Source organism: Actinoplanes utahensis (genome assembly GCF_016862455.1).
Lineage (GTDB): Bacteria > Actinomycetota > Actinomycetes > Mycobacteriales > Micromonosporaceae > Actinoplanes > Actinoplanes utahensis.
This window is the reverse complement of the sequence record NZ_BOMZ01000021.1, coordinates 33,217-55,742: the sequence shown is the minus strand read 5'-3', so window position 1 is coordinate 55,742 and position 22,526 is coordinate 33,217. Positions and strand designations below refer to the sequence as shown.

17 protein-coding genes and 1 pseudogene are annotated in these 22,526 nt (G+C 72.5%); 4 read left to right on the top strand and 14 right to left on the bottom strand.

Features of this window, described 5'->3' with window-relative positions; all coding sequences use genetic code 11:
• Positions 1-41: 41 nt before the first annotated feature.
• Positions 42-581, bottom strand: a complete 540-nt coding sequence (locus Aut01nite_RS06765) for a hypothetical protein (protein ID WP_236642883.1) — start codon at positions 579-581, stop codon at positions 42-44.
• Between the two features lie 137 nt (positions 582-718).
• Here Aut01nite_RS06765 and Aut01nite_RS06760 point away from each other — a divergent pair, with 137 nt between their 5' ends.
• Positions 719-2,131 carry an alpha,alpha-trehalose-phosphate synthase (UDP-forming) gene (locus Aut01nite_RS06760; RefSeq protein WP_043527961.1) on the top strand — a complete coding sequence of 471 codons (1,413 nt, stop codon included), beginning with the start codon at positions 719-721 and terminating at the stop codon, positions 2,129-2,131.
• Positions 2,132-2,203: 72 nt separating this feature from the next.
• Here the strand turns inward: Aut01nite_RS06760 and cobA are convergent, their stop codons facing one another.
• Genes cobA through cobC form a run of 3 tightly spaced genes read right to left on the bottom strand, consistent with a single transcriptional unit; the run spans position 2,204 to position 5,510 of the window.
• Positions 2,204-3,412 carry a uroporphyrinogen-III C-methyltransferase gene (gene cobA, locus Aut01nite_RS06755; RefSeq protein ID WP_043527959.1) on the bottom strand — a complete coding sequence of 403 codons (1,209 nt, stop codon included), beginning with the start codon at positions 3,410-3,412 and terminating at the stop codon, positions 2,204-2,206.
• Positions 3,409-4,461, bottom strand: a complete 1,053-nt coding sequence (gene cobT, locus Aut01nite_RS06750; RefSeq protein ID WP_043527958.1) for a nicotinate-nucleotide--dimethylbenzimidazole phosphoribosyltransferase — start codon at positions 4,459-4,461, stop codon at positions 3,409-3,411. Before cobT ends, cobA begins: the two co-directional genes overlap by 4 nt.
• The gene (gene cobC / locus Aut01nite_RS06745) at positions 4,458-5,510 is read right to left on the bottom strand and encodes an Rv2231c family histidinol phosphate aminotransferase CobC (protein WP_043527956.1); all 1,053 of its coding nucleotides are present in this window, start codon (positions 5,508-5,510) and stop codon (positions 4,458-4,460) included. Before cobC ends, cobT begins: the two co-directional genes overlap by 4 nt.
• Before the next feature lie 94 nt (positions 5,511-5,604).
• Between cobC and Aut01nite_RS06740 the strand changes: the two genes are divergently transcribed.
• A complete protein-coding gene (locus Aut01nite_RS06740) occupies positions 5,605-7,749 on the top strand; it encodes a transglycosylase domain-containing protein (RefSeq protein ID WP_043527954.1) in 2,145 nt (714 codons plus the stop codon).
• A gap of 322 nt (positions 7,750-8,071) precedes the next feature.
• Here Aut01nite_RS06740 and Aut01nite_RS06735 read toward each other — a convergent pair whose 3' ends face one another.
• Together Aut01nite_RS06735 and Aut01nite_RS06730 are read right to left on the bottom strand one after the other, a co-directional pair.
• Positions 8,072-8,692, bottom strand: a complete 621-nt coding sequence (locus tag Aut01nite_RS06735) for a TIGR03086 family metal-binding protein (protein WP_043527952.1) — start codon at positions 8,690-8,692, stop codon at positions 8,072-8,074.
• Between the two features lie 215 nt (positions 8,693-8,907).
• Complete coding sequence (locus Aut01nite_RS06730; RefSeq protein WP_204037462.1) at positions 8,908-11,151, bottom strand: cobyrinic acid a,c-diamide synthase CobB; 2,244 nt, start codon at positions 11,149-11,151, stop codon at positions 8,908-8,910.
• 137 nt (positions 11,152-11,288) lie between these two features.
• Between Aut01nite_RS06730 and Aut01nite_RS06725 the strand changes: the two are divergent.
• Positions 11,289-12,038, top strand: a pseudogene (locus tag Aut01nite_RS06725) (SURF1 family cytochrome oxidase biogenesis protein); the annotation flags it as partial.
• Positions 12,039-12,315: 277 nt separating this feature from the next.
• On the top strand, positions 12,316-12,753 hold the full coding sequence (locus tag Aut01nite_RS06720; protein ID WP_043527947.1) for a hypothetical protein: 438 nt from the start codon (positions 12,316-12,318) through the stop codon (positions 12,751-12,753).
• A gap of 354 nt (positions 12,754-13,107) precedes the next feature.
• Here Aut01nite_RS06720 and Aut01nite_RS06715 read toward each other — a convergent pair whose 3' ends face one another.
• The 8 genes from Aut01nite_RS06715 to Aut01nite_RS06680 all read right to left on the bottom strand — a co-directional run bounded on the left by Aut01nite_RS06715 (position 13,108) and on the right by Aut01nite_RS06680 (position 22,332).
• Positions 13,108-14,646: an ATP-dependent DNA ligase gene (locus Aut01nite_RS06715; RefSeq protein ID WP_173476708.1), complete on the bottom strand. Its 1,539-nt coding sequence runs from the start codon at positions 14,644-14,646 to the stop codon at positions 13,108-13,110.
• Positions 14,647-14,941: 295 nt separating this feature from the next.
• Positions 14,942-15,130: a hypothetical protein gene (locus Aut01nite_RS06710; protein WP_173476709.1), complete on the bottom strand. Its 189-nt coding sequence runs from the start codon at positions 15,128-15,130 to the stop codon at positions 14,942-14,944.
• Between the two features lie 181 nt (positions 15,131-15,311).
• Positions 15,312-16,787: an FAD-dependent monooxygenase gene (locus tag Aut01nite_RS06705; RefSeq protein WP_043527939.1), complete on the bottom strand. Its 1,476-nt coding sequence runs from the start codon at positions 16,785-16,787 to the stop codon at positions 15,312-15,314.
• 15 nt (positions 16,788-16,802) lie between these two features.
• Positions 16,803-18,155 (bottom strand): dipeptidase, encoded by a 1,353-nt coding sequence (locus tag Aut01nite_RS06700; protein WP_043527938.1) that lies wholly within the window; start codon positions 18,153-18,155, stop codon positions 16,803-16,805.
• A 51-nt stretch (positions 18,156-18,206) separates the two neighbouring features.
• The gene (locus Aut01nite_RS06695) at positions 18,207-19,286 is read right to left on the bottom strand and encodes a M48 family metallopeptidase (RefSeq protein ID WP_043527937.1); all 1,080 of its coding nucleotides are present in this window, start codon (positions 19,284-19,286) and stop codon (positions 18,207-18,209) included.
• Positions 19,287-19,383: 97 nt separating this feature from the next.
• Positions 19,384-20,910, bottom strand: coding sequence for a cobyric acid synthase (locus tag Aut01nite_RS06690; protein ID WP_043527936.1), 1,527 nt, complete (start codon positions 20,908-20,910; stop codon positions 19,384-19,386).
• Entirely contained in the window at positions 20,907-21,863 is a 957-nt protein-coding gene (locus tag Aut01nite_RS06685; protein ID WP_043527935.1) for a cobalamin biosynthesis protein, read from the bottom strand. The genes Aut01nite_RS06690 and Aut01nite_RS06685 overlap by 4 nt, the downstream gene beginning before the upstream one ends.
• Positions 21,864-21,867: 4 nt before the next feature.
• A complete protein-coding gene (locus Aut01nite_RS06680) occupies positions 21,868-22,332 on the bottom strand; it encodes a hypothetical protein (protein ID WP_043527934.1) in 465 nt (154 codons plus the stop codon).
• Positions 22,333-22,526: the final 194 nt, after the last annotated feature.

The following is a 22,526-nucleotide window of genomic DNA, read 5'->3' as shown; positions in this document are numbered from 1 at the left end:
TCCAGGTACCCCGCCGGAAGCGAACGGCAACCCCGGGTGCGTCACTCCGGCACGGCCTCCTCGACCCGGGAGGCGCCGTCGAGGGCGGTGATGCGCAGCCGCGCGCTGTTGACCGAGAAGACCTTGCCGTCGACCGCTGTGGCGGTGTAACCCCCGCGGCCGTCGGGCTGGGCGTTGTGCAGGAAGAGAGCGGTCGTGTTCTCCACCCAGTCGGCCCGGCTGCCCCGGTTGGCGTGATAGTAGAAGCTCCCGGCCTGGTCCTGGCAGATCCACACCTCGGACTTCTTCGTCTTGAGGTAGAGGACCCGGCGCAGTTCCCCGACGGCGCCGGCCCGCTCGCCCGCCGTCTGGGTCTCGGGAATGCACGGTTCCTTGCCGACGAGCTTGACCGGCGGCCCCGACGGGTACTCCGAAGGGAAGTCCGACGCCGAGTCCGACGGCACCGGCTCGCTCGCGCGCTCGCGCTGCTCGGCGAGCAGATAACCGCCGACCATGCCCACGATCGTCAGCAACACCGTGGCGATCACCACAGGGAAGAACAACGGCTGCCGTCGCTGGGAATGATCATCGTGCGGGGTCACCGGCACAGGATGGCACCCCGGCCCAACCCGGTCCATCACGGTCCGTTCGGCCCGCTGGCCGAGGGCGGTGAGGAAGCGAGAGCTTACCCACAGTAGGCTCACGTTGGGAACAGAAACCACTCGGAGGTGTACTCAGCGTGGCCCAACGAAGTTCCTTCGTCGTCGTCGCCAACCGTCTGCCCGTGGACGAGGTCACGACGCCGGACGGTGATAAGCAGTGGCGGCCCAGTCCGGGCGGCCTGGTCACGGCCCTGCATCCGGTCCTCACCGAGCACCACGGCACCTGGATCGGGTGGGCCGGCGGGACCGGTGACGCGCCCGAGCCCTTCGATCTCGAGGGCATCCACATCCACCCGGTTCCGCTCAGCGGCGAGGAGCTGGAACGCTACTACGAGGGCCAGTCCAACGCGACGATCTGGCCGCTCTACCACGACGCCGTCGAGACCCCGGCTTACAAGCGGCGCTGGCGGGAGACCTACCGCGTGGTCAACCACCGGTTCGCCCAGGCCGCGGCGCAGGTCGCCGACGAGGGCGCCACCGTCTGGGTGCAGGACTACCAGCTCCAGCTGGTGCCGTCCATGCTCCGGGAGATGCGTCCCGACCTGCGGATCGGGTTCTTCCTGCACATCCCGTTCCCGCCGATCGAGCTGTTCATGCAGATGCCGTTCCGGGCCGAGATCCTGCGTGGCCTGCTCGGCGCCGACCTGGTCGGTTTCCAGCAGAAACTGGCCGCGCAGAACTTCGTCCGGCTGGCCCGGCACCTGCTCGGCCTGCGGTACGAGGGCCAGTCGATCCAGGTCGACGGGCGCAAGGTCAAGGCCGGCGCGTTCCCGATCAGCATCGACACGCGGGAGATGGAGCGGCTGGCCGCCGATCCCTCGGTACAGGCCCGGGCCAAGCAGATCCGCGCCGAGCTGGGCGATCCGAAGACGGTGATCCTCGGCGTCGACCGGCTCGACTACACCAAGGGCATCGAGCTGCGCCTCAAGGCGTTCCGCGAGCTGCTCGCCGACGGCAAGCTCAACGTCGGCGACGCGGTGATGATCCAGGTCGCCACGCCGAGCCGGGAGCGCGTCGAGCACTACCAGACCCTGCGGGTGAAGGTGGAGCGCGAAGTCGGCCGGATCAACGGCGAGTTCGGCAAGGTCGGCACCCCGGCCGTGCACTACCTGCACCAGTCGGTCGACAAGCAGGAACTGGCCGCGATGTACGCGGCGGCCGACGTGATGATGGTGACCCCGCTGCGCGACGGGATGAACCTGGTCGCCAAGGAGTACATCGCCTGCCGCGGTGACTCGGGCGGCGCGCTGGTGCTCAGCGAGTTCGCCGGGGCGGCCACCGAGCTGCGGCAGTCGTTCCTGTGCAACCCGCACGACCCCGACGGGGTGAAGGACGCCCTGCTCCGGGCGATCAACGCCGAGCCGGCCGAGCTCAAACGCCGGATGCGGGTCATGCAGCGCCACCTGCGGACCCACGACGTGTCCCGGTGGGCCAAGACGTTCCTGGACGAGCTGGGCGTCGGCGAGACCTCGGACGACTCCGAGGGCTGAGGCCGGCGTTCGGGCGCCGGGCCGGCTTCGGCCCGGCGCCTTCTCGCTCCGGTACGGGTACGCGCCCGCCGGTCAGCCGGCGGCCGGGGTGAACTGCTCCCCCACCGTGACCACGTCACCGATCACGACCACCGCCGGCGGGCGGATCCCGGACGCCGCCGTCTCCTCCGCGACCGCCGCGAGCGTGCTGATCAGCGACCGCTGGTGGGCCGTGGAACCCTCCTGCACCACCGCGACCGGCGTGCTCGCCGCCTTGCCCTCGGCGATCAGCCGCTCGGCGATCACCGGCAGGTTCTTCAGGCCCATCATCAGCACGACCGTGCCGCGCAGCCGGGCCACCGCCGCCCAGTCGACGAGCGACTCCGGGTGGTCCGGCGGGATGTGCCCGGAGATCACCGTGAACTCGTGCGCCACCCCACGATGGGTGACCGGGATGCCGGCCAGCGCGGGCGCCGCGATCGAACTGGTCACCCCGGGCACCACCAGCACCGGGATCCCGGCCTGGGCGCAGGCCAGCGCCTCCTCGCCGCCGCGGCCGAAGACGAAGTTGTCGCCGCCCTTGAGCCGCACCACGAACCTGCCCTGCGAGGCCCGGTCCACCAGGATCCGGTTGATCTCCTCCTGGGCGGCCTGCGGACCGTACGGGATCTTCGCGGCGTCGATCAGCTCGACCTCGGGACGCAACTCACCGAGCAGCATGCCGGGCACCAGCCGGTCGGCGACCACCACGTCGGCGGCGGCCAGCAGCCTGCGGCCCTTCACGGTGATCAGCTCGGGGTCGCCGGGGCCGGCGCCGACCAGGGCCACGCCCTTGAGCTCGGGGCTGGCCGGCGGGGTCGCCTCCAGCACGTTCGCCACCATGTCGCGGACCGCCATCGCCCGGCGACGGTCGCCGCCGTCGGTGACCGCCACGGTGACCTGGCCGTGCCGGGTGACGGCCGGGGTCCAGGCGGTGGCGGCGTCGCGGTCGTCCGCCCGTACGCAGAAGATGTGGTGAACCTCGGCCGCCACGCTGACCTGGGCCGCCGCCTCCGGGTCGTCGACCGCCACCTGGACCAGCCAGGCGCCCACGACGTCCGTCGGCGCGAAGCGCCGCGGCGTCCACACCGCGCGCCCGGCGTCGACGTGCCCCTGAAGGGTGGGGGTGAGCTCGGGGGACACGATCTCGACCGCGGCGCCGGCCGCGATCAGGGCCGGCACCCGGCGGGTGGCGACCGAACCGCCACCGACCACCAGCACACGGCGTCCCTCGAGGCGCAGCCCGAGTGGATAGATGCTCATTTCTCCGAAACTCCCGCCGAGTCGAACGTCGCCACCTCGTGCAGCACGCGCACCGCGGCCGCCACGACGGGCAGGGCAAGCACCGCGCCGCTCCCCTCGCCCAGGCGCATGCCCAGGTCGAGCAGCGGCTCCAGGCCGAGGTGGGCGAGGGCGACGCTGGCCCCGGGCTCGGCGGAACGGTGCCCGGCGACCATCGCGGCCACCGAGTCGGGGGCGAACGCGGCCGCGGTCACCGCGGCCGACACCGCGATCACCCCGTCGACGATCACCGGAACGCGGCGCGCGGCGGCGCCCAGGATGAAACCGGCCAGAGCGGCGTGCTCCAGACCGCCGACCGCGGCGAGCACACCCAGCGGGTCGGCCGGGTCGGGCCGGTGCCGCTCCAGCGCGGCCGTCACCACGGAGATCTTGTGGGCCAGGGTCGCGTCGTCGATGCCGGTGCCCCGACCCGTCGCGACGTCTGCCGAGACGCCGGTGAACGCGGCGATCAGCGCGGCCGCCGGGGTCGTGTTGGCGATCCCCATGTCCCCGGTGAGCAGCGCTCTCGCGCCCTGCTCCACGAGCGTCTCGGCGACCCGGATGCCGATCTCGACAGCCGCGAGCGCCTCCTCGCGGGTCAGCGCCGGGCCGGCCGTCATGTCCCGGGTCCCGCGGCGCACGTTGGCGTCCAGCAGGTTCGGGCCGCCGTGCAGCGGGATCGCCACCCCGACGTCGACCACCATGACGTCCGCGCCGGCCTGGCGAGCGAACGCGTTCACCACCGCGCCGCCGGCCACGAAGTTCGCCACCATCTGCGCGGTGACCTCCTGCGGCCACGGGGTCACGCCCTGCGCGTGCACGCCGTGATCGCCGGCGAAGACCGCGACCGTGGCCGGCTGCGGCAGCGGCGGCGGGCACACCCCGGCCAGACCGGCCAGGCGCACCGACAGCTCCTCCAGGGCGCCCAGCGAACCGGCCGGCTTGGTCAGCCGGGCCTGCAGGTCCCGGGCGGCGGTCATCGCCGCGTCGTCGGCCGGCCGGATGGCGGCCAGCGTGGTCTCCAGCGTCACGGTCGCTCCTCGATCACTTCGCTCAGAGTCTGCACGAATCCGTCTGTGGTGGCAGTGTCGCGCACCGCAATCCGCAGCCAGTCCGGGCCCAGCCCCGGGAAGGTGTCGCCACGGCGTACCGCATAGCCACGTTCGCGCAGCTCAACGCGTAGGTGATCGGCAGCTGGGAGGCGTACCGGAACGAAAGCGGACGCCGGATCGCCGGGAACCGTGACGCTCGGCACTCGCCGCAGCCGTTCCACCAGATGGGCACGCTCCGCCGCGAGCCCCGCGGCGATCTCCCGTTCGGCCGCGACCGCGACCGGGGAGGCGCACGCGGTCGCCGCGGCGAGCGCCGGGGTGGAGACCGCCCAGAGCGGGCGGGCGGCGGCCAGCCGGGGCAGCAGCCCGGCCGGCCCGAGCAGGTAGCCGATCCGCAGCCCGGCCAGGCCCCAGGTCTTGGTCAGGCTGCGCAGCACCACCAGGCCGGGCAGGTCCCGGCGCCCCGCGAGCGACTCCGGCTCGCCCGGCACGCCCGGCCGGTAGGTGGTGTCGGCGAACGCCTCGTCCACCACCAGGACCCGGCCCGGGCGGGCCAGTTTCGCGATGTCGGCGGCCGGGTGCAGAACCGACGTCGGGTTCGTCGGGTTGCCCACGAACACCAGATCGGAGTCCTCCGGGACCAGGCCCGGATCGAGCCGGAAGCCGTCCTCCTCGCGCAGGATCACCCGTTCCACCTGATGGCCGGCGTTGCGCAGCGCGGCCTCCGGCTCGGTGAACTGCGGGTGCACCACGACCGGGCGCCGGGCACCGCGCAGGGCCTGCGCGAGCAGCACGAACGCCTGGGCGGCGCCGGCGGTCAGCAGCACCTCGGCCGGGTCCCGGCGGTGCCGGCCCGCGACGGCCGCGGTCGCCTTCGTCTCGTCGGGGTACGCCGCGAGCGCGCCCAGTGACTCGGTGATCGGATCCGCCAGCCACCGGGGCATGGCCTGGCGCCGCACGTTGACCGCGAGATCGATCAGGCCCGCCCCCACCTCGGCGTCGCCGTGATGATCAAGGTCGAAACTCATGGGGTCAGCATGCCCGACCCTCGAACCCTCCCTCATGCCGCCTTACTTCGGCCGTTCCGTCCGAACATGAGGGGTTTTGTCATACCTTCTTAGGGTGACGAGCCGACGCCTCACCGTAGCCGGAAGAGTCGCCCTCCTGATCCGCGCCGGGCTCATCGCGGGCCTGGTCATCGCCGGCCTCTCCTATCCCTTCACGGCCCTCGCCGGGATGGGGGTCAAGGCCGGCAGCGAAGCGCTGGAAGGCATGCCCGAACAACTCACCGAGACACCACCCGCCCAGACCACCTACGTGTACGCCAGCGACGGCAAGACCCTGCTCACCCTGTTCTACGACGAACACCGCAAACACGTCGGCCTGGCCGACATGTCGCCGCACGTGATCAAGGCGATCGTGGCGTCCGAGGACTCCCGCTTCTACGAGCACAACGGCGTCGACGCCAAAGGGGTGGCCCGCGCCTTCGTCGCCAACCAGCAGGCCGGCGGCGTCTCCCAGGGCGCGTCCACGCTGACCATGCAATACGTCCGGATGGCGCTGCGCGACAGCGCACGAACCCCGCGCGAAGCCCTGGAAGCCACCGAACAGACCGCCACCCGCAAACTGCGCGAGATGCGGCTCGCCATCGAGGTCGAACACCGGCTCAGCAAGAACGAGATCCTCGAGCGGTACCTGAACGCCGCCTACTACGGGCACCGCGCGTACGGCATCTACGCCGCGTCCCAGGTCTTCTTCTCCAAGTCGCCCCGCGATCTCACCCTCGTCGAAGCGGCACTGCTGGCCGGACTCGTCAAGGCGCCGTCCGCGTACGATCCGGCGACCAAGGACCAGAAGGCCGCCCTGGACCGGCGCAACTACGTCATCGACCGGATGCGCGAAATGAACGCGATCACCGCCGAACAGGCCGCCTCGGCGCGCAAGACGAAGATCAGACTGAAGCTGTACACCCCGCCGAACGACTGCGTCTCGGTCGCGCCCCGCCACAACGACTGGGGCTTCTTCTGCGACTACTTCAAGAACTGGTGGCGCGAACAGCCGGCCTTCGGCCGCAACCCGCAGGAACGCGAGGAGAATCTGCGGCGCGGCGGCTACCGGGTGATCACCTCGATCGACCCCGAGATCCAGCGGTACGCCATGGAACACGTACTCGACAAAGAAGGCCGCAACAGCTCCATCGCGCACGGACAGGTCGTCATCCAGCCGGGCACCGGCCGGGTGCTGAGCATGGCCGTCAACCGGCGGTACTCCCTCGACCAGGAAGAGAACGGCAGGCACAGCGACCGGTCGCTCGACGACGTCAAAGGCAACTACCCCAACACCGTCAACCCGCTGCTCGGCGGCGGCGACATGGCCGGTTACCAGGCCGGATCCACGTTCAAGATCTTCACGATGCTGGCCGCGCTGGAAGCCGGGATGCCACTGTCCACCTCCTTCTACTCACCGCCGCGGTACGTCAGCCGGTACATCACCGCGCCCGGGCCCGCCACCTGCGGCGTCCACTGGTGCCCCAAGAACTCCACCGCGTCGATGACCGGCACCCAGACCATGTGGAGCGGATTCGGCAAATCGGTGAACACGTACTTCGTTCAACTCGAGGAGAAGGTCGGCGCCGAGAAGGCCGTACAGATGGCGGAACGGCTCGGACTGCGCTGGCGCACCGCCGTCGACAAACGGCTCGCCCGAAAGGAGAACGCCTCCGAGTGGGGCGCCTTCACCCTCGGCGTCAGCGACGCCACCCCCGTCGAGATGGCGAACGTCTTCGCCACCCTCGCCGCCGACGGCCGGCACTGCCAGCCCCTGCCGGTGACCAGCATCCGCACCCCGGACGGCTCCAACGCCCTCCACCAGGGACGACTCGTCGCCGCGCCACGCTGTGACCAGGCCGTCAAGGTGAACGTGGCCCGCGCCGCCACCGACGCGGCCCGCTGCGTCACCGGTTACGGCGCGGCCCGCGGCGGCTGCGGCGGCTGGGGCACGTCGGAGATGGTCTACCGCACACTGGGCCGTCCGGTCGCCGGCAAGAGCGGAACCACCGACGGCAACAAGACCGCCTGGTTCAGCGGTTACACCCCACAACTGGCGGCCGCCGCCTTCGTCGCCGACCCCGACAACCCGGAACATCTGGTCGGTGTCGGCCGCTCCACCATCTCGAAATACACCGTCGCCGAAACCCTGCGCGACGCTCTCGAAGGCGTCCCGGAGCAGGACTTCCAGCCGCCCTCCGACAAGCTCGTCTGGGGCTGACCCCGCGCCCGGGCCGCCACACCGCACCCCACGGGCCACCGCGCCCGCCCGCCGCCCGGGCAGATGCCGCATGACAGGCACTGCGACCCGGCCCGGCCTGGCCCGTCTTCCCGGCCAGGCCGGGCCGGGCTCGCTTTCCCTGGCCCGGCCAGGCCGTTCCCGGCTCGGCTCGTCTCCTGGACCGGGAGCCCCGGCCGTTCCCGGCTCGGCTCGCCTCCTGGACCGGGAGCCCAGGCCGTTCCCGGCTCGGCTCGTCTCCTGGACCGGGAGCCCAGGCCGTTCCCCGCTCGGCTCGCCTCCTGGACCGGGTGGGGTGGACGGTCTACTCCCGCACCGGGTGGCGGGAGGGGGTGGGGTGGCGTGGACGGCGCCAGGATGGGTCGCGGCCGGCCATACCCAGAGCCTGGGCCAGCAACTCCTCCTCCGGTGCGACCGGGACCCGGGGCCCGAACAGGCCGGGGGTGCCGTCGGCCGGGCCCTGGGCGAGGAACTCGACGAGCACCTCCAGCGCCCGCGGGTCGGCCGCGTAGTCCTGGCCGGTGGCACGGGCCAGATCCCACCCGTGCATCACCAGCTCGGTCATCGCCACCGCGCCCATCGCGGTGGCCGGCATGGTCACGCCGCCGGCCCGGGCCGTGCCGGTCCAGGCGTGCGGGTCCTTCCACGCGGTGGCGAGGTCGGCGAGCACAACCGGCAGACGGCTGCGCCAATGCCGGGACAGGTGCTCAGCGGATGGCTCCGGCGGTGGGCCGCCGGCGCCGTCGCGTTTGCGGGCGGCCATCGTGAAGGCGGAGGCCAGTCCCATCAGATGATCGAGCAGGGTCGCGACCGGCCAGCCCGGGCAGGGAGTCGGCGCGGTGAGGTCACGGTCGTCGACCCCCAGCAACAGGGCTCTGATCTGACGAACCGGCGGGTCGAAATCCAGCGGCACACGGTCGGCCACGATCTCCTCCTTCGGTTGTCGTATGCCTCACGGTACGAGGGGGGTACGACAACTTCCGGGCACGCGATCGCGCTTTCGCACGCTGGATCGTTTCCGGTGCCGCGCCAGGTCACCCGGCCACCCACAGGTGGCGCCCGGACCCGTGCTTTCGGCGGTGACGGCTCATGGCGCCGCGGTCCGTGACCCGCCACCACGGAGGGTGTGGACGGTGCGGGTCAGCGCACGGGCATGTCGTGGGGATGGCCGTCCGAAGGCGGCGTGTTGGGGCCGGAGGAGTCGCCGGAGCCGGACGGTGCCGCGGGCGGCAGGATCTGGCCGGAGATGGCGACGCCGGAATCCGGTTGGTTGGTCGTGATCTGGATCTGGGGCAGGGCGCCGGTCGGCAGGATGTGACCTTGCGGGCCGCCCTGGGCCTGGTGCGACGGCATTCCCTGACCGGGACCGCCGAAGGACATCGGGCCGGGTGGCATGCCGGGGCTGGTGGGCAGACCCGGAGCCGGCATCACCTGGGTCGGCGCTCCGTTGTCGGGGGTCTCCGGGCCAGGGGCCGCCGACATACCGGCGTCCGGGAAGCTGGAGACCGGCATGCCGGAACCCGGCATGCCGAATCCGGGGCCGACACCCTGTCCCACGGGAACGTTGCGGGCCGAGCCGTTCGGCCCGGAGCCGTGGCCTGGCAGCATGTCGAACGGGAAGCCGCCAGGGCCTTGACCGGGCGGCATGTCGAACGGCGAGCCGCCGGGGCCCTGGCCGGGCGGCATGTCGAAGGGTGATCCGGACGGCCCGGGACGCTGCGGCATGTCGTACGGCGAGCCGTTCTGACCGGGAGGCATGCCATAGGAGGGGCCGGGGCCCTGGCCGGGGAGCATGCCGGTCGGCACCGGCTGCGGCGGCCTCGGCGGACCCGGCACAGCCGGCGAGCCCTGGACCGGGGGCATGCCCGACGGCTGCCCGCCCGGTCCGCCTTGGCCGCCCGGTCCGCCCTGGGTGGGAGGCATCGCCGGGTGACCTGCGGGTGAACCGGAGTGCATGCCGTTCTGCGAGCCGTGTGAGTTCGGGGAGCTCTGCGGGCCGTGCAAGCTCGGGGCATGGAAGCTCTGCGGGGCCTGCGAGGGCTGAGTGCCCTGCGGGCCGGCGTGTGCGGCGGAGACCAGGCGGCGGGCGATCTCCGGGGCGGCGGCCCAGTGCAGGGCGAGCTGCGAGGCGTGGACCTGGCGCCAGACGAAGCCCTCCGGGTTGCCGCCGGACCAGGTCCAGGCCGGGTTGGCGCCGTGCCGAGGGGTGACCACCGCGCGGTGCTGCTTGTAGCCGGTGATCCGGGCGCCGGCCGGGGCCAGCACCGATGTGCCGGGGGCGGTCGCCTCGCGGTAACCGGCGACGGTCTGCTCGCCGGTCGTCGCGGTCGCGTCGAGGACGCCGCACATCGGGCGGCCGTCCAGTTCCCGGCCGAGCCACGGCAGGGCGACGCCCTCGGCCACCACGGGCCAGCCGTCCCGGGCGAACTGCGCGACGGCCGCGCAGAGCCGGCGATTGGCGGAGAGCTCCTCCGCGTACCCCTCAGGAAGGCCCGCACCCACCACCAGCCCGCGCGTGCCCGGTGGCAGCACCTCATCGCGCAGAGGGTCGACGACCGCGACGTCCGCGCCCGCGGCGGTGAGCAGCTCGGCCGTCTCCACGTAGGTGTAGGGGGCGCCCTGGCCCCCAGCCAGGGCGATCAACGGCCGCTGGTCGAACCGCTCGTCACCGGCCGCTTCCGCTGGGGTCCAGAGCGGGCCGGGGATCGGCGGCGCGGACGCGGCGAGGGCCATCAACCGGTCCATGTCGAGGGAACCGGAGACGGCCTCGCCGAGGCGCCGCACCGCCCGGCCGGCCTCGACCGTCCGGTGCGCGACCGGGACCAGGCCGTGGGTGCGGGCGGGCAGCACGTTGGGAAGGTCACCGCGATGCAGGGCGCCGAGAACCGGCATGCCGATGTCGTCCATGGCGCTGCGCAGCATCTGCTCGTGCCGCTCGGAGGCGACCCGGTTCAGGATCACGCCGCCGAGATGCACCATCTCGTCGAACATCCGGAAGCCGTGCACCAGCGCGGCGAGCGAGTGGCCCATCGCGGCGACGTCGACGACGAGAACCACCGGCGCACGCAGGGCGGCCGCGACCGAGGCGGTGCCGTCGATCTCCGGCTGGCCGGTGAGACTGTCGAACAGGCCCATCGCGCCCTCGATGACGGCGACCTGGGCACCGGAGGCGCCGTGCGCGAAGAGCGGGGCGACGCGCTGCGCGCCGACCAGGCGCGGGTCCAGGTTGCGGCCGGGACGGCCGGCGGCCAACCCCAGGTACGCCGCGTCGGTGTGATCCGGGCCGACCTTGAAACCGGCCGTCGGGACGCCACGACCGCTGAGCGCGGCGAGCAGGCCCACGGCGATGGCTGTCTTGCCGTGGCCGGACGACGGCGCGCTCACGACCAGACGAGGCTGGGCGGTGATCAATGTCTCCCCCGAGGTTTCCGCAGGCGGCCGCCACGTGTTCATCGACTGCCGGATGTCGCAGACTACCTGGCTGCGGCGGGAGCCACCGCCTCGCCAGGTAGCCTCGGGGGGTGTACCGGTTCCTGCTGACCCCTCGCTGGCTGGGCGCGGCCGCGCTCACCGTCGTCGCCGCCATCGTCATGGTGATCTTGGGCAATTGGCAGTTGCACCGATACCAGGAGCGCACCGCCATCAATGAACGCGTCGACGCGGCAGCCGCCACCGACCCGGTCCCGCTGACCTCGGTGCTGGCCGCGCCGACCGCGGCGGGCACTCCGGGCGCCGGCCCGGGCGAGGCCGTGGCCTGGACAAAGGTGACCCTCACCGGTCGTTACGATCCGGCCCACGAGATCCAGGCCCGGGGGCGCACGGTCGCCAGCAAGGTCGGGTTCGAGATCCTCACGCCGCTGATCCTGGACGACGGGACGGCGGTGCTGGTGGACCGTGGCTGGGTCCCCGCGCCACCCGGTGGGGCGCTCGAGTCGCCGGTGGTCCCGGCCGTGCCGACCGGCCAGGTGACGGTCGTCGGACAGATTCACCTGTCGGAAAGTAGACCCGCTTCAGTGGAACGGCGGGACGGCCGGCTTGACACCCGGCGGATCAACCTGCCGCGGCTCGCCACCGAGCTGCCCTTCCCGGTGTACGGGGCGTACGTCCTGCTCACCGAGCAGACCCCGGCCGCCGATCCGGCGTTCGTGCAGATCCCGATCCCGCACGAGGACGCCTGGCAGAACGGTGGCTACGCGGTCCAGTGGTGGATCTTCGCGGGCATGACCTTCGTGCTGTACGGATGGCAGGCCCGCCGTGAGGCCCAGGAACGGACCGCCCAGGGCGCCGGCGACGGCGTCTCTGCCGAGCCCGGCGCCGGCTCCGTCCGGTCACGTCCGGCCAAGGCCGCCAAGCGTTCCCGCGACCGGGTGGCCGAAGCCGACGCCCGTGACCGGGTCGCTCTGGCGGACGCACGGGATCGGGTGGCGGAGGCCGATCGGCGGGCGGCGGAGGCCGCCGCGGCACGGTCCGCGACGGTGACCACGCCACGTGCGGACGACAGCGAGCGTCGTCTCGCGGCGCGGGACGACGCCGGTTAATGTCTCGGGCATGACCTTCCCGCAGGGTGACCCGTGGGGCTCGCCCACGCCCCCGCCGGAGCCGGAGAGCCGGGATCTCACCGTTCCAGCGGCGACCGGGCCGGTGATCGTGGAGATCGCCGAGATTCAGGTCACCTCCACGTCGGTGCGCACGCCGGTGGGTGATCTGCCGCTCGCCGGCTCCCGCTGGCTCGTCACCGACCACTGGATCTCGCAGCGGCGCACACCGACGTGGGCGAAGGCCGTGGCGTTCCTGGGCGTGTGCTTCACCGGCGGGCTGAGCCTGCTCCTGCTGCTCTACAAAGAGGCGATCCCGCAGGGGAACGTGCATGTCACGGTCACCAGCGGCCCGCATCAGTACGTCTCCCGCATCACGATCCGCCACGAGGACGACGTGCACACGATCAACCAGCAGGTCAACTACGTCCGGAGCCTGGCCGCCCTGTAACACCGGCGACCTTCCCGGGCCGGGCACCGACGGACTGTCCGCTGCACTCGTCATCGGTGGGCCAGCCGGGCGGCCCGGCTACTCACCGGCTCCGTCGAGACAGGCCGCCGTGCAACGACGACCCCTGCCCGTCTCCGGGTGGGGTCCGGTGGTGGTGGGCCCGGAACCGTCCCGCCCGACGAGACCCGTCCAGCCTTCTCCGCGCGAGGTGGTCCTGCCCCAAGGCCATAACGCGGCCTGCCGGCCGAAGCGATGCTCCTACGCTCCCCACAGATCTCCACACCAATTCGCGTGGAGATCTGTGATCCGATCCGAGCCGTAAGTCTCCACGCGGGCTCGTCGGTGCGTCAGGGATCAAGCTGGTGGGGGTGGGCCGGTGGGGTCGAGGGCGCGGACCGTGTCGATGGTGTCGGCTTCGGTGGCGGGTTTGTCGTCGCGGTAACGCAGGACGCGGGCGAACCGCAGGGCGACTCCACCCGGATAGCGGGGAGACCGCTGCACCCCGTCGAAGGCGATCTCGACGACCTGCTCAGGACGGACCCGGACCACCCAGCCGTCGTCGGAGACGGCGAGTTCCTTGAAGCGTTCGGTCTGCCAGCGCAACAACTCGTCGGTGAGGCCCTTGAACGTCTTGCCGAGCATCACGAACTCGCCCGTCCCCGGATCGCGGGCGCCAAGGTGCAGGTTGGACAGCCAGCCGCGGCGGCGGCCGTTGCCCCACTCGACCGCGAGGACGACCAGGTCCAGGGTGTGCCGGGGTTTCACCTTGACCCAGGCGGCGCCGCGGCGCCCGACGTCGTACGGCGCGCCGGGTGATTTGATCACCACGCCCTCCTGCCCGGCGGCCAGGGCCGCGGCGAACGAGGCGGCCGCCTCCTCCTCGTTTCCGGCCTCGGTGCGGCCGACGGTCAGGGCCTCCGGCACGGCCTCGGCCAAGGCCGCCCACCGGGTCCGGCCGGGCTCGTCCAGCAGGTCGGCGCCGTCGAGGTGCAACAGATCGAAGAAGTACGGCTGGAGGCCGCTGACCGGCGCGCCCCTGGTCGCCGCCCGGCTCGACGTCTCCTGGAACGGACGGGGCCGGCCGGAAGCGTCCAACAGCATCGCCTCACCGTCGAGAACCGCCTCGCGCAACGGCAGCGCCCGGACCGCGGCCACCACCTCCGGCAGGCGGGCGGTGATGTCGTCCAGGCTGCGGGTGAAGACGGCCACGTCGTCGCCGGACCGGTGCACCTGGATGCGGATGCCGTCGAGCTTGACGTCGACGATCGCCGGGGTGCCGGTGGCGACCAGGGCGGCCGCGACATCGGGGGCGCTGCTCGCCAGCATCGGGCTCAGCGGGGTACCGACCCGCAGCTGGATCTCGGCCAGTGCCGGCGCGCCGCCGGTCAGCGCGGTCGCGGCGACGAGTTTCAGGTCGCCGGAGAGAAGCAGCGCACGCCGCACGACGGTGGCCGGAACCCCGGCGGCGACCGCGATCGCCTCGGCGAGCAACCCCGCCTGGGCACCCTGGCGCAGCTCACCGCCGAACAGCCCGAGGAGCAGCCGCTGCTCCGGCTCGGTCGCGGCGGAGAAGAGGGCGCCGAGGAGATGTTTGCGCCGCGCCTGCGAGCCGGCGCCCGCGACCGTGGAGATCTCGCCGATCGCCGTGTCGACCGCGGCGACGGTCAGAGTGGGCTCGGTGGCCGGCGCGGGGCGCTCACGCAGCGCGGCCCAGCCCACCCCGGTCTGCCGTTGCCGCAGCTCACCGGCGAGGTAGGCGGCTCCGGGGACGATCTCGCCGGGATCGAGGCCACGGAGCGCGCCGGCTAGCAGCTCGATCTTCGCTTTCCTCCCGGAGGTCGCGGAGACGGCGGCCGATGTGGCAGCGATGTCAAGGAACCGCACGTTTCCCATCCTGGCAGCAGCTCGGAGTTTTCGCGGCCCGCAGCCGCAACGCCGCCCGGCCGAGCGTCACACCACCGGCCACAACGCCGCCCGCCCAAGCGTCACACCCTCGGCCGCGGCGCCGCCCAGCCGAGCGGCACACGATCGGCGGCACTGCCGTGATCGGACGTGGGCCGGGTGCTTCCGCGCCGAGCCTCCGGCCCGGGACGGGGTCCGCATGGTCACGGGGCTCGAAACGCGTACCACCGAAGGAAATTCTCGGGCCGCGGCGCCGGTGGCGTGGGGCAGACCGTGAGCAGGGATGTCATGCGGCTTTCGGCTCCGCGATGCGGAAGCCGCGGGCGCGCACCGCGTCGGCGACGCGGGCCAGCTCGGCGTCGAGCGAGCAGAGGACCTTGGAGAGATCGTCGAGGTGATCGGTGAGGGTGGCGTCGTCCCACCCGGAGACGTCGACGTCTCCCAGGGCGCGGGCCGCGGCACGGAGCCGGGCGATCGACTCGATCCGGTCGCGGGTGCGGAGGCGATCGAGCGGGTCGCGCGTGCCGGGGGTGGCCCGGGACGCGCGGCCGGTCAGCGCAGCCGAGAGCGTCGGTGCATTAATCGAACGCATGTACGAATCCTAACAGGATCGTCCGCCCCCGCCACCCCTGTGATCACTCTGTGGACAGTGGATTTCACCTGGCCATGGCATGCCGGAACAGGTTGTCGGCCTCGCCCGGTTCCGCCTGCGCGGCAACGAAACCGTCCGGCCGGATCAGGTAGAACAGGCCCTGCCGCAGGGCTGTCGACGGGGCCGGCGGGAAGATGTGCACCGGCAGGCCGAGGTCGGGCGCGTCGGCCGCGGTGACCCCGCCGTACCCATGGATCTGCCAGCAGGCGGCGCGCAGCGCGGTGTGGTTGCCGCCGGACCACGGGAGGCGGCGGCCGATCACCGGATCACGCCGCTGGCCCGCCGCCCGGGCCGCCGGGTCGAGGCGGTAGTGGATGCGGAGCTGGGCGACGTACTGGAAGAGGCGGGAGCCGCCGGAGAACCGCGGCAGCAGCCGCACGGCGATCGGCGCCAGCAACGGCACGACCAGCCGGCGCAGCAGCGGGGCCGGCGGCCGGGTCGAGGTGATCAACCCGAAGACCCGGTCGGTGGTGGCGACCAGTTTCCGGGCGACCGGGCGGCGCTCGGCCTCGTACCGGTCCAGCCAGCCGTCCTTGCGGGCGCCGCGCAGCACGTCGGCGAGCTTGAAGGCGAGGTTGTGGGCGTCCTGCAGACCGGTGTTCATCCCCTGGCCGCCGACCGGCGAGTGCACGTGCGCGGCATCGCCGGCCAGGAAGAACGGGCCGTCCCGGAAGGCCGCCGCGACCCGGTGATGCACCCGGTAGGTGGCGAACCAGCGGGCCCGGTCGTAGGTGACCCCGTACGTCCGGAGCAACCGCTCGCGGGCGTCGTCCTCGTCCAGATCGCCGTCGCCGTCGGTGTCGCGGACCAGGCCGATCAGCCGCCACCCACCGGCCCGCATCGGGAAGCCGAGCAGGAAGTCGTTGCGCTCCGGCCGGACGTTGATCGCGTCCGGCGCCAGGCCGCGGGCGCCGACCGCGTCCAGCACGAAGAACCGGTGCTGGTTGGTGACGCCCTCGAAAGCGATCCGGCGGGCCTTGCGGACCACCGAGTTGGCGCCGTCGCAGCCGACACAGAACCGGGCCCGCACGGTGTGGTTGCCGACCTTGGCCTCGATCCCGTCGTCGGTCTGCACGACAGCGGTGACCGGGGACTCCCAGAACACCTGGCCGCCGAGCTTCTGCAGGTTCTCGTAGAGGATCTCCTCGTTGCGGCTCTGCTCGAGGACCTCGATGAACGGGAACGCCGTGACACCGGACCCGAGCGGACCGAGCGGGATCCGGCCGAAGGCCCGCGCACCGAACCCGGGCGCGAGCGCCTCGGCCCGGTGCGCGGCCTCGAGGACCTGGTCGCCGATGCCGAGCTGGTCGTAGATCTCCATGCTGCGCGCCTGGACCACCAGCGCACGGGACTCGCGGGTCGGGCCGTCCTTGCCGTCCGCGACGATCACCTGAACCCCGAGCCTGGTCAGCCAGTTGGTGAGCATCAGCCCGGTGGGACCGGCGCCCACCACGAGCACCTCACACGACAACTCGGTCATCGGCCACCCCGTTTCCTATCTCGTGAGTGTCTCCGCGACGTTCTTGAGCAGCAGGGCCTCGGCGGTGCAGACCCGCTCGAACTCGCCCAGGTGCAGGCTCTCGTCGGGGCCGTGCGCCGCCGAGTGCGGGTCCTCGACGCCGGTCACCAGGACCGCGGCGCCGGGGAACAGCTCCTGGAAGGTGGCGATGAACGGGATCGACCCGCCCACCCCCATGTCGACCGGCTCGGCGCCGTCCCAGGCGGTGCGGAACGCGGCACGGGCCGCGTCATACACCGGGCCGGTGGCGTCGATGACGCACGGCGCGCCGTCGCTCTCCAGCGTGACCTCCAGCTGGGCGCCCCAGGGGACGTGCTTCTCCAGGTGGGCGCGGATCGCCTGGTAGGCGGCCGCGGGATCCTGGCCGGGTGCCAGCCGCACACCGATCTTGGCCGTGGCGGCGGGCTGCAGCGCGTTGGCCGCCTCCAGCGTGCGCGGCGCGTCGATGCCGAGCACCGAGATGGCCGGCTTGGTCCAGATGCGGTCGGTGATCGTGCCCCTGCCGATCAACTGGACGCCGTCGAGCACGCCGGCCTCGTTGCGGAACCGGTCTGCGGGATAGTCGACGCCGGCGCCCTCACGGCCGACCAGCCCCTCGACCGCCACCTCGCCGTCGTCGTCGTGCAGCGACGCGAGCAGCCGGGACAGGGTGATCAGCGCATCCGGCACCGGGCCGCCGAACATGCCGCTGTGCACCGCGCTCTTCAGCACCCGGACCTCGGCGAACAGGTTGACCAGACCGCGCAGCGAGGTGGTCAGCGCGGGACGGCCGATGTCCCAGTTGCCGGAGTCGGCGATCACGATCACGTCCGAACGCAACTCCTCCAGGTGCTCCTGGATGATCGTGTCGAGGGAGTCCGACCCGTACTCCTCCTCCCCCTCGACGAAGACGACCACGCCGACCGGCAGCTGATCGCCGAAGGCGCGCAGCGCCGCCACATGCGCCATGACGCCCGCCTTGTCGTCGGCGGCGCCGCGACCGTAGAGCCGGCCGTCCCGCTCCACCGGCTCGAACGGGTCGCTCGTCCACAACGAGGGGTCACCGGCGGGCTGCACGTCGTGGTGCGCGTAGAGCAGGACGGTCGGCGCGCCGGCCGGAGCCGCCTTGCGGCCGATCACGGCGGGCTGGCCGCCGTGCCGGACGATCGCGGTGTCGAGCCCGCACCCGCGCAACAACTCGGCGACCGCCTCCGCGGACCGCTCGACGTGCGAGTGGTCGAAACCCTCGAAGGCGATGCCCGGGATCCGCACCAACCGCTCCAGGTCGGCACGGACACCGGGCATCTCGCGCCGGATCGCGGCGCGCAGATCGGAATCACTCAGGCTCATGCCGCCGATCGTAGGCCGGAGAGGTGACATCTTTCCGGCCCGGCCGGTGGATCATGCGTCCGGCGTACCGTCTCCGCCGTTGGTGCCGCGCCCGCGTCGGGCCGCGTCGGAGGCCCAGTTGTACGCCTTACCGGCGGCCGTCCCGGCCAGATCGGCGGCGCCACCGCCGAGCCGTCGCACCAGGCCGACCAGCGGATCCTGCGAGTTGGCGAAGTCCTCCTGGTACGCCTTGGCGGCCGCCTTCACGTCCTCGCTGACCGAGGCGTCGCCGTCGGAGTCACGGCGCGGGTAGTCGCCGCTGACGATCCGCGCGTATTCCCCCGAGTCGATCCACTTGCGCAGCTCGGCGGCCCGGGCGACCGGGACCGGATGGCTGCTGTAAGCCGTCAGGCCGATCTTGTGGATGCTGTCGCGCAGGTCACCGCCGCCCTCGTACTCCGCGGCCTGCTCCAGGAACGCCGCGGTGTCGATCTGCGAAAGATCGCCACCACCCGCCAGTTTCATCAGAAGGCGCAAAGAAGCGGCCGGGTCCTGACCGGCGAGCAGACCGGCCCGGTCGGCGGACAGCTCCGCCTTGCGCCACCACTCGTACATCGCCGCGATGATCGCCCGGAGCGCGAACACGCCCACCGGCAGCCAGCTCAGGCTGGTCAGCCAGCCGGTCAGGATCTTCATGATCGTCTTGTAGACCGCGTGGCCACTGCGCACGTGACCCAGCTCGTGCCCCAGCAGGGCCCGCAACTCGTCGTCGTCGAGCCGCTCCACCGCGCCCGTCGAGAGCGTGATGAACGGCTTGTCCAAGCCGATGGCCTGCCCGGTGATCATCGGGTTCTGTGTGATGTAGAGCTCGGGCAGCTCGGCCACATCGATCGCCGTGCCCGCCTCGGCATAGAGCTGGTACACCCGCGGGTACTGCCGGTGGTCGACGCGGATGCCCCCGGCGAGGAACATCAGCCGGAAACCCCGCTCGTTCCACATGCCGAAGAACGTCTTCACCACGTCGTCGAAACCACGCAGCTCGCGCAAGGCGGACAGGGCGCCCCGGTCGGCCGGATGCTCCCAGGCCCGCGAACTGATGCCGGTCAGGGTCACGCGACGGCGTGCCGGCCGGTTGTCGTCCTCGGTGGTCATGAACCTCACCCCGTTCTCGCCGCTGCCGCGGCGCAGGGGCCGCGCTTCCGCGCCCAACGTACGCCGACGGCGCAACGCGTGGCCCCTGAGAAGTCCCTTACGGGGCGCCTGGGGGTACGAACGGCAGACCCGGCGTGGGCCCCTTCTCGATCAGGCGCCACAGCGCGTCCGTGTCGAGATGCTCGGCCACCAGATCACCCAGGACGTCCAGGGCACGCTCCCGGACCCCGGCGAACCGGACGTCCGGCGCGACGGTAAAACCGTGCCGGCCGGCCAGTCGCGCGGCCTCGGTGAGGAAGCGGCGGCGGAACTCGTCGGACTCGAACGCGCCGTGCCAGTGGGTGCCGAAGACGTTCCCGGCCACAGCGCCCTCCGCCCGGCCGTCGTCGTAACGCAGCAACGGCTCCGGGGCGCCCGCGGAGACGTACCCGTGATGGATCTCGTAGCCGCTCGCCGGCGCGCCCAGCCCCGCCCCCGCGGACCTCGCCAAGGTCTTGCGGGCCGCGAACGTGATCTCCACCGGCAGCAGGCCCAGCCCCGGCACCGTGCCCCGCCCGCTCTCCACCTCGTCGTGGATCCGCTCCGACAGCATCTGGAAACCGCCGCAGATGCCGAGCAGCGGCTTCCCGGCGGCGGCGTGCGCGGCGATCGCATCGGCCAGGCCGGTCTCGCGCAGCCAGGCGAGATCGCTCACGGTCGCCTTCGAGCCGGGGATCACGACCAGGTCGGCGTCGGCGATGTCGGCCGGCTCCACGGTCAACTGCACCCGCACACCCGGCTCGGCGGCGAGGGCCTCGGCATCGGTGGCATTGGAGATCCGCGGGACGCGGACCACGGCGACCCGCAGCCAGGCGGTTCCGCACGGCGGTCCCGGGCGCCCCAGGGTCCGCCCGTACGCCAGCGAGTCCTCGGCGTCGAGCCAGACGTCCAGATCGAACGGGAGGACACCGTGCACCGGCCGGCCGGTCGCCGCGGTGATCATGTCCAGGCCGGGGCGGAGCAGGCCGAGGTCGCCCCGGAACTTGTTGATCACGAAGCCGGCGACCAGCTCCTGATCCTCCGCGGACAGCAGGGCCAGCGTCCCGAAGAACGCCGCGAAGACACCACCACGATCGATGTCGCCGACCACCACCGCCGGGATGCCGAACCGCCGGGCCAGACCCATGTTGACGAAATCGCCGTCGCGCAGGTTGATCTCGGTGGGGCTGCCGGCGCCCTCAGCGATCACCACGTCGTACTCGGCGCGCAAGTCCTCGAAAGCGGCATGGGCGGTCGCCGCCAGCCGCGGGCGCAACGCGCGGTAGTTGCCGGCGGTGACCGTGTCGACCGCCTCACCGAGAAGGACGACCTGACTGGAACGGTCGCTGCCGGGTTTCAGCAGAACCGGGTTGAAACGCAGATCGGGGGCGATGCCGCAGGCGGCGGCCTGCATCGCCTGGGCACGGCCGATCTCGCCGCCCCGGCCGCCGGGAGTCACCACGACGACCGAGTTGTTGGACATGTTCTGGGCCTTGAAAGGGGCGACACGGACGCCGTTGCGGTGCAGCCAGCGGCAGATTCCGGCGGTGAGGACGCTCTTGCCGGCGTCGGAGGTGGTGCCGGTGACGAGGAGGGCGCCGGTCATCGGGCCGAGATCCTGCTTCGTACCGCCGCCACGGCAGCCGCGATCACCACCGTCACCGCGCCCACCGCCCCCGACACCCGTGCCGCCCGCCGCAGGTGCGCAGCCGACGGTCGTGGCCCGTCCCCGAGGAACGGCCGTGTCTCACTACGCCCGAAGTAGACGTTACGGCCGCCGAGCCGTACCCCCAGCGCACCCGCCATCGCCGACTCGCACTGTCCCGCATTGGGCGACGGGTGGTCGCCCCGATCCCGCCGCCACACCCGCAGCGTCTCCCGTGGCGTCCCGCCGGCCAGCGGCGCCACCGCCGCCGTCAGCAGCCCGGTGAGCCGCGACGGCACCAGGTTCAGCGCGTCGTCGAGCCGTGCCGACGGTGTCCCGAACCGGGCGTACCGGGTGGACCGGTGCCCGACCATGGCGTCGAGCGTGTTGGCCGCCCGGTATCCCAGCAGCCCGGCGGGTCCGAGCAGCGCGCCCCACAGCAGCGGGGCGACGACGGCGTCGGAGGTGTTCTCGGCGACCGATTCGACGGTGGCGCGGGCGAGTTCCGGTTCGTCGAGTGCGGACGGGTCGCGGCCGCACAGGTGGTTGAGCCGGCCCCGGGCGGCCGGCAGGTCGCCGGTCTCCAGATGCCCTGCCATGATCCGGGCTTCGCGGCGCAGGGTCCGTCCGCCGAGCACGGTCCAGGTGGCCGCGGCGGTCACCGCGAACCGTGCGGCCGGGTGCCGCCGGGTGGCCCGGGAGGCGGCGAGCCCGGCCAGGACGGGCACGCCCACGGCGATCGTGGTGAACACCGCTCCGGCCCGGCGGTGCGGCCGGTAGACGCGGCGTTCCAGGGCGCCCGCCGCGGTGCCGTAGCCGGCTACCGGGTGCAGGCGGCGCGGGTCACCGATCGCCGCGTCGAGCAGGTATCCCGCGACGAGTCCGGCCGCGTCCGCGGCCCATCGTTGAGGCATCGGTTCAGCGGCCGACGGTGAGGTCGAACGCCCAGACGGCGAGCGTCGACGGTTCGGTGTCGTTGTCGGGGAACGGCACCGGTTCGAGCTCTCCCCAGAGGATCGAGCCGGGTGCCCGGTCCTCGAGGAACTCGAGCACGATGGCCCGCAGGTCCTCGGTGACGTGGTAGTCGCAGTCGAACGGCAGGTCGCTGGGTTTCCTGGTGCCGGCCGAGCAGCGCAGCTGCCCGGCGACGGCGTCGTGCCAGACGTAGAACGTCGCGGTGCCCCGGTGGCCCTCGCCTGCCAGCCGGTGCCGCAGTCCGGCCGCGGTCTCCTCGAACGCGGTGACCACCTCGTCCGCGGACAGGCTTATGCGCTCGTGGGGTGGAGCACCGAACCAGTTGGTGTTGACGTCCTCGGCGGTCTGATCCTCCGGCGACAGCACCACCGTCTCGGACACGAGGGCGCGGATTTCCTTCAGCAGCACGGGTTCAGTCTGCCGGGTGGGGGCACGTGCAGCCCACCCGGGCCGCTCCGACAGGCGGCCGATTCCGTCGGCACGATCGGCCCATCCCGATCGAAGGAATCAATCGGGGCGAACGGCGGCGTTCGGGCCGCAGCGGCCCGGCCGGGGCGCCTCTTGCCGGGGAGGCGGGTCGCCGGCCGGGCCGCCGGGCGCCG

Coding starts and splice junctions, on each gene's coding strand:
- Aut01nite_RS06695 (WP_043527937.1), bottom strand. CDS start 19,286: ATGACCACCGAGGACGACAACCGGCCGGCACGCCGTCGCGTGACCCTG.
- Aut01nite_RS06705 (WP_043527939.1), bottom strand. CDS start 16,787: ATGACCGAGTTGTCGTGTGAGGTGCTCGTGGTGGGCGCCGGTCCCACC.
- cobA (WP_043527959.1), bottom strand. CDS start 3,412: ATGAGCATCTATCCACTCGGGCTGCGCCTCGAGGGACGCCGTGTGCTG.
- cobC (WP_043527956.1), bottom strand. CDS start 5,510: ATGAGTTTCGACCTTGATCATCACGGCGACGCCGAGGTGGGGGCGGGC.
- Aut01nite_RS06715 (WP_173476708.1), bottom strand. CDS start 14,646: ATGGGAAACGTGCGGTTCCTTGACATCGCTGCCACATCGGCCGCCGTC.
- Aut01nite_RS06720 (WP_043527947.1), top strand. CDS start 12,316: ATGACCTTCCCGCAGGGTGACCCGTGGGGCTCGCCCACGCCCCCGCCG.
- Aut01nite_RS06700 (WP_043527938.1), bottom strand. CDS start 18,155: ATGAGCCTGAGTGATTCCGATCTGCGCGCCGCGATCCGGCGCGAGATG.
- Aut01nite_RS06685 (WP_043527935.1), bottom strand. CDS start 21,863: ATGCCTCAACGATGGGCCGCGGACGCGGCCGGACTCGTCGCGGGATAC.
- Aut01nite_RS06690 (WP_043527936.1), bottom strand. CDS start 20,910: ATGACCGGCGCCCTCCTCGTCACCGGCACCACCTCCGACGCCGGCAAG.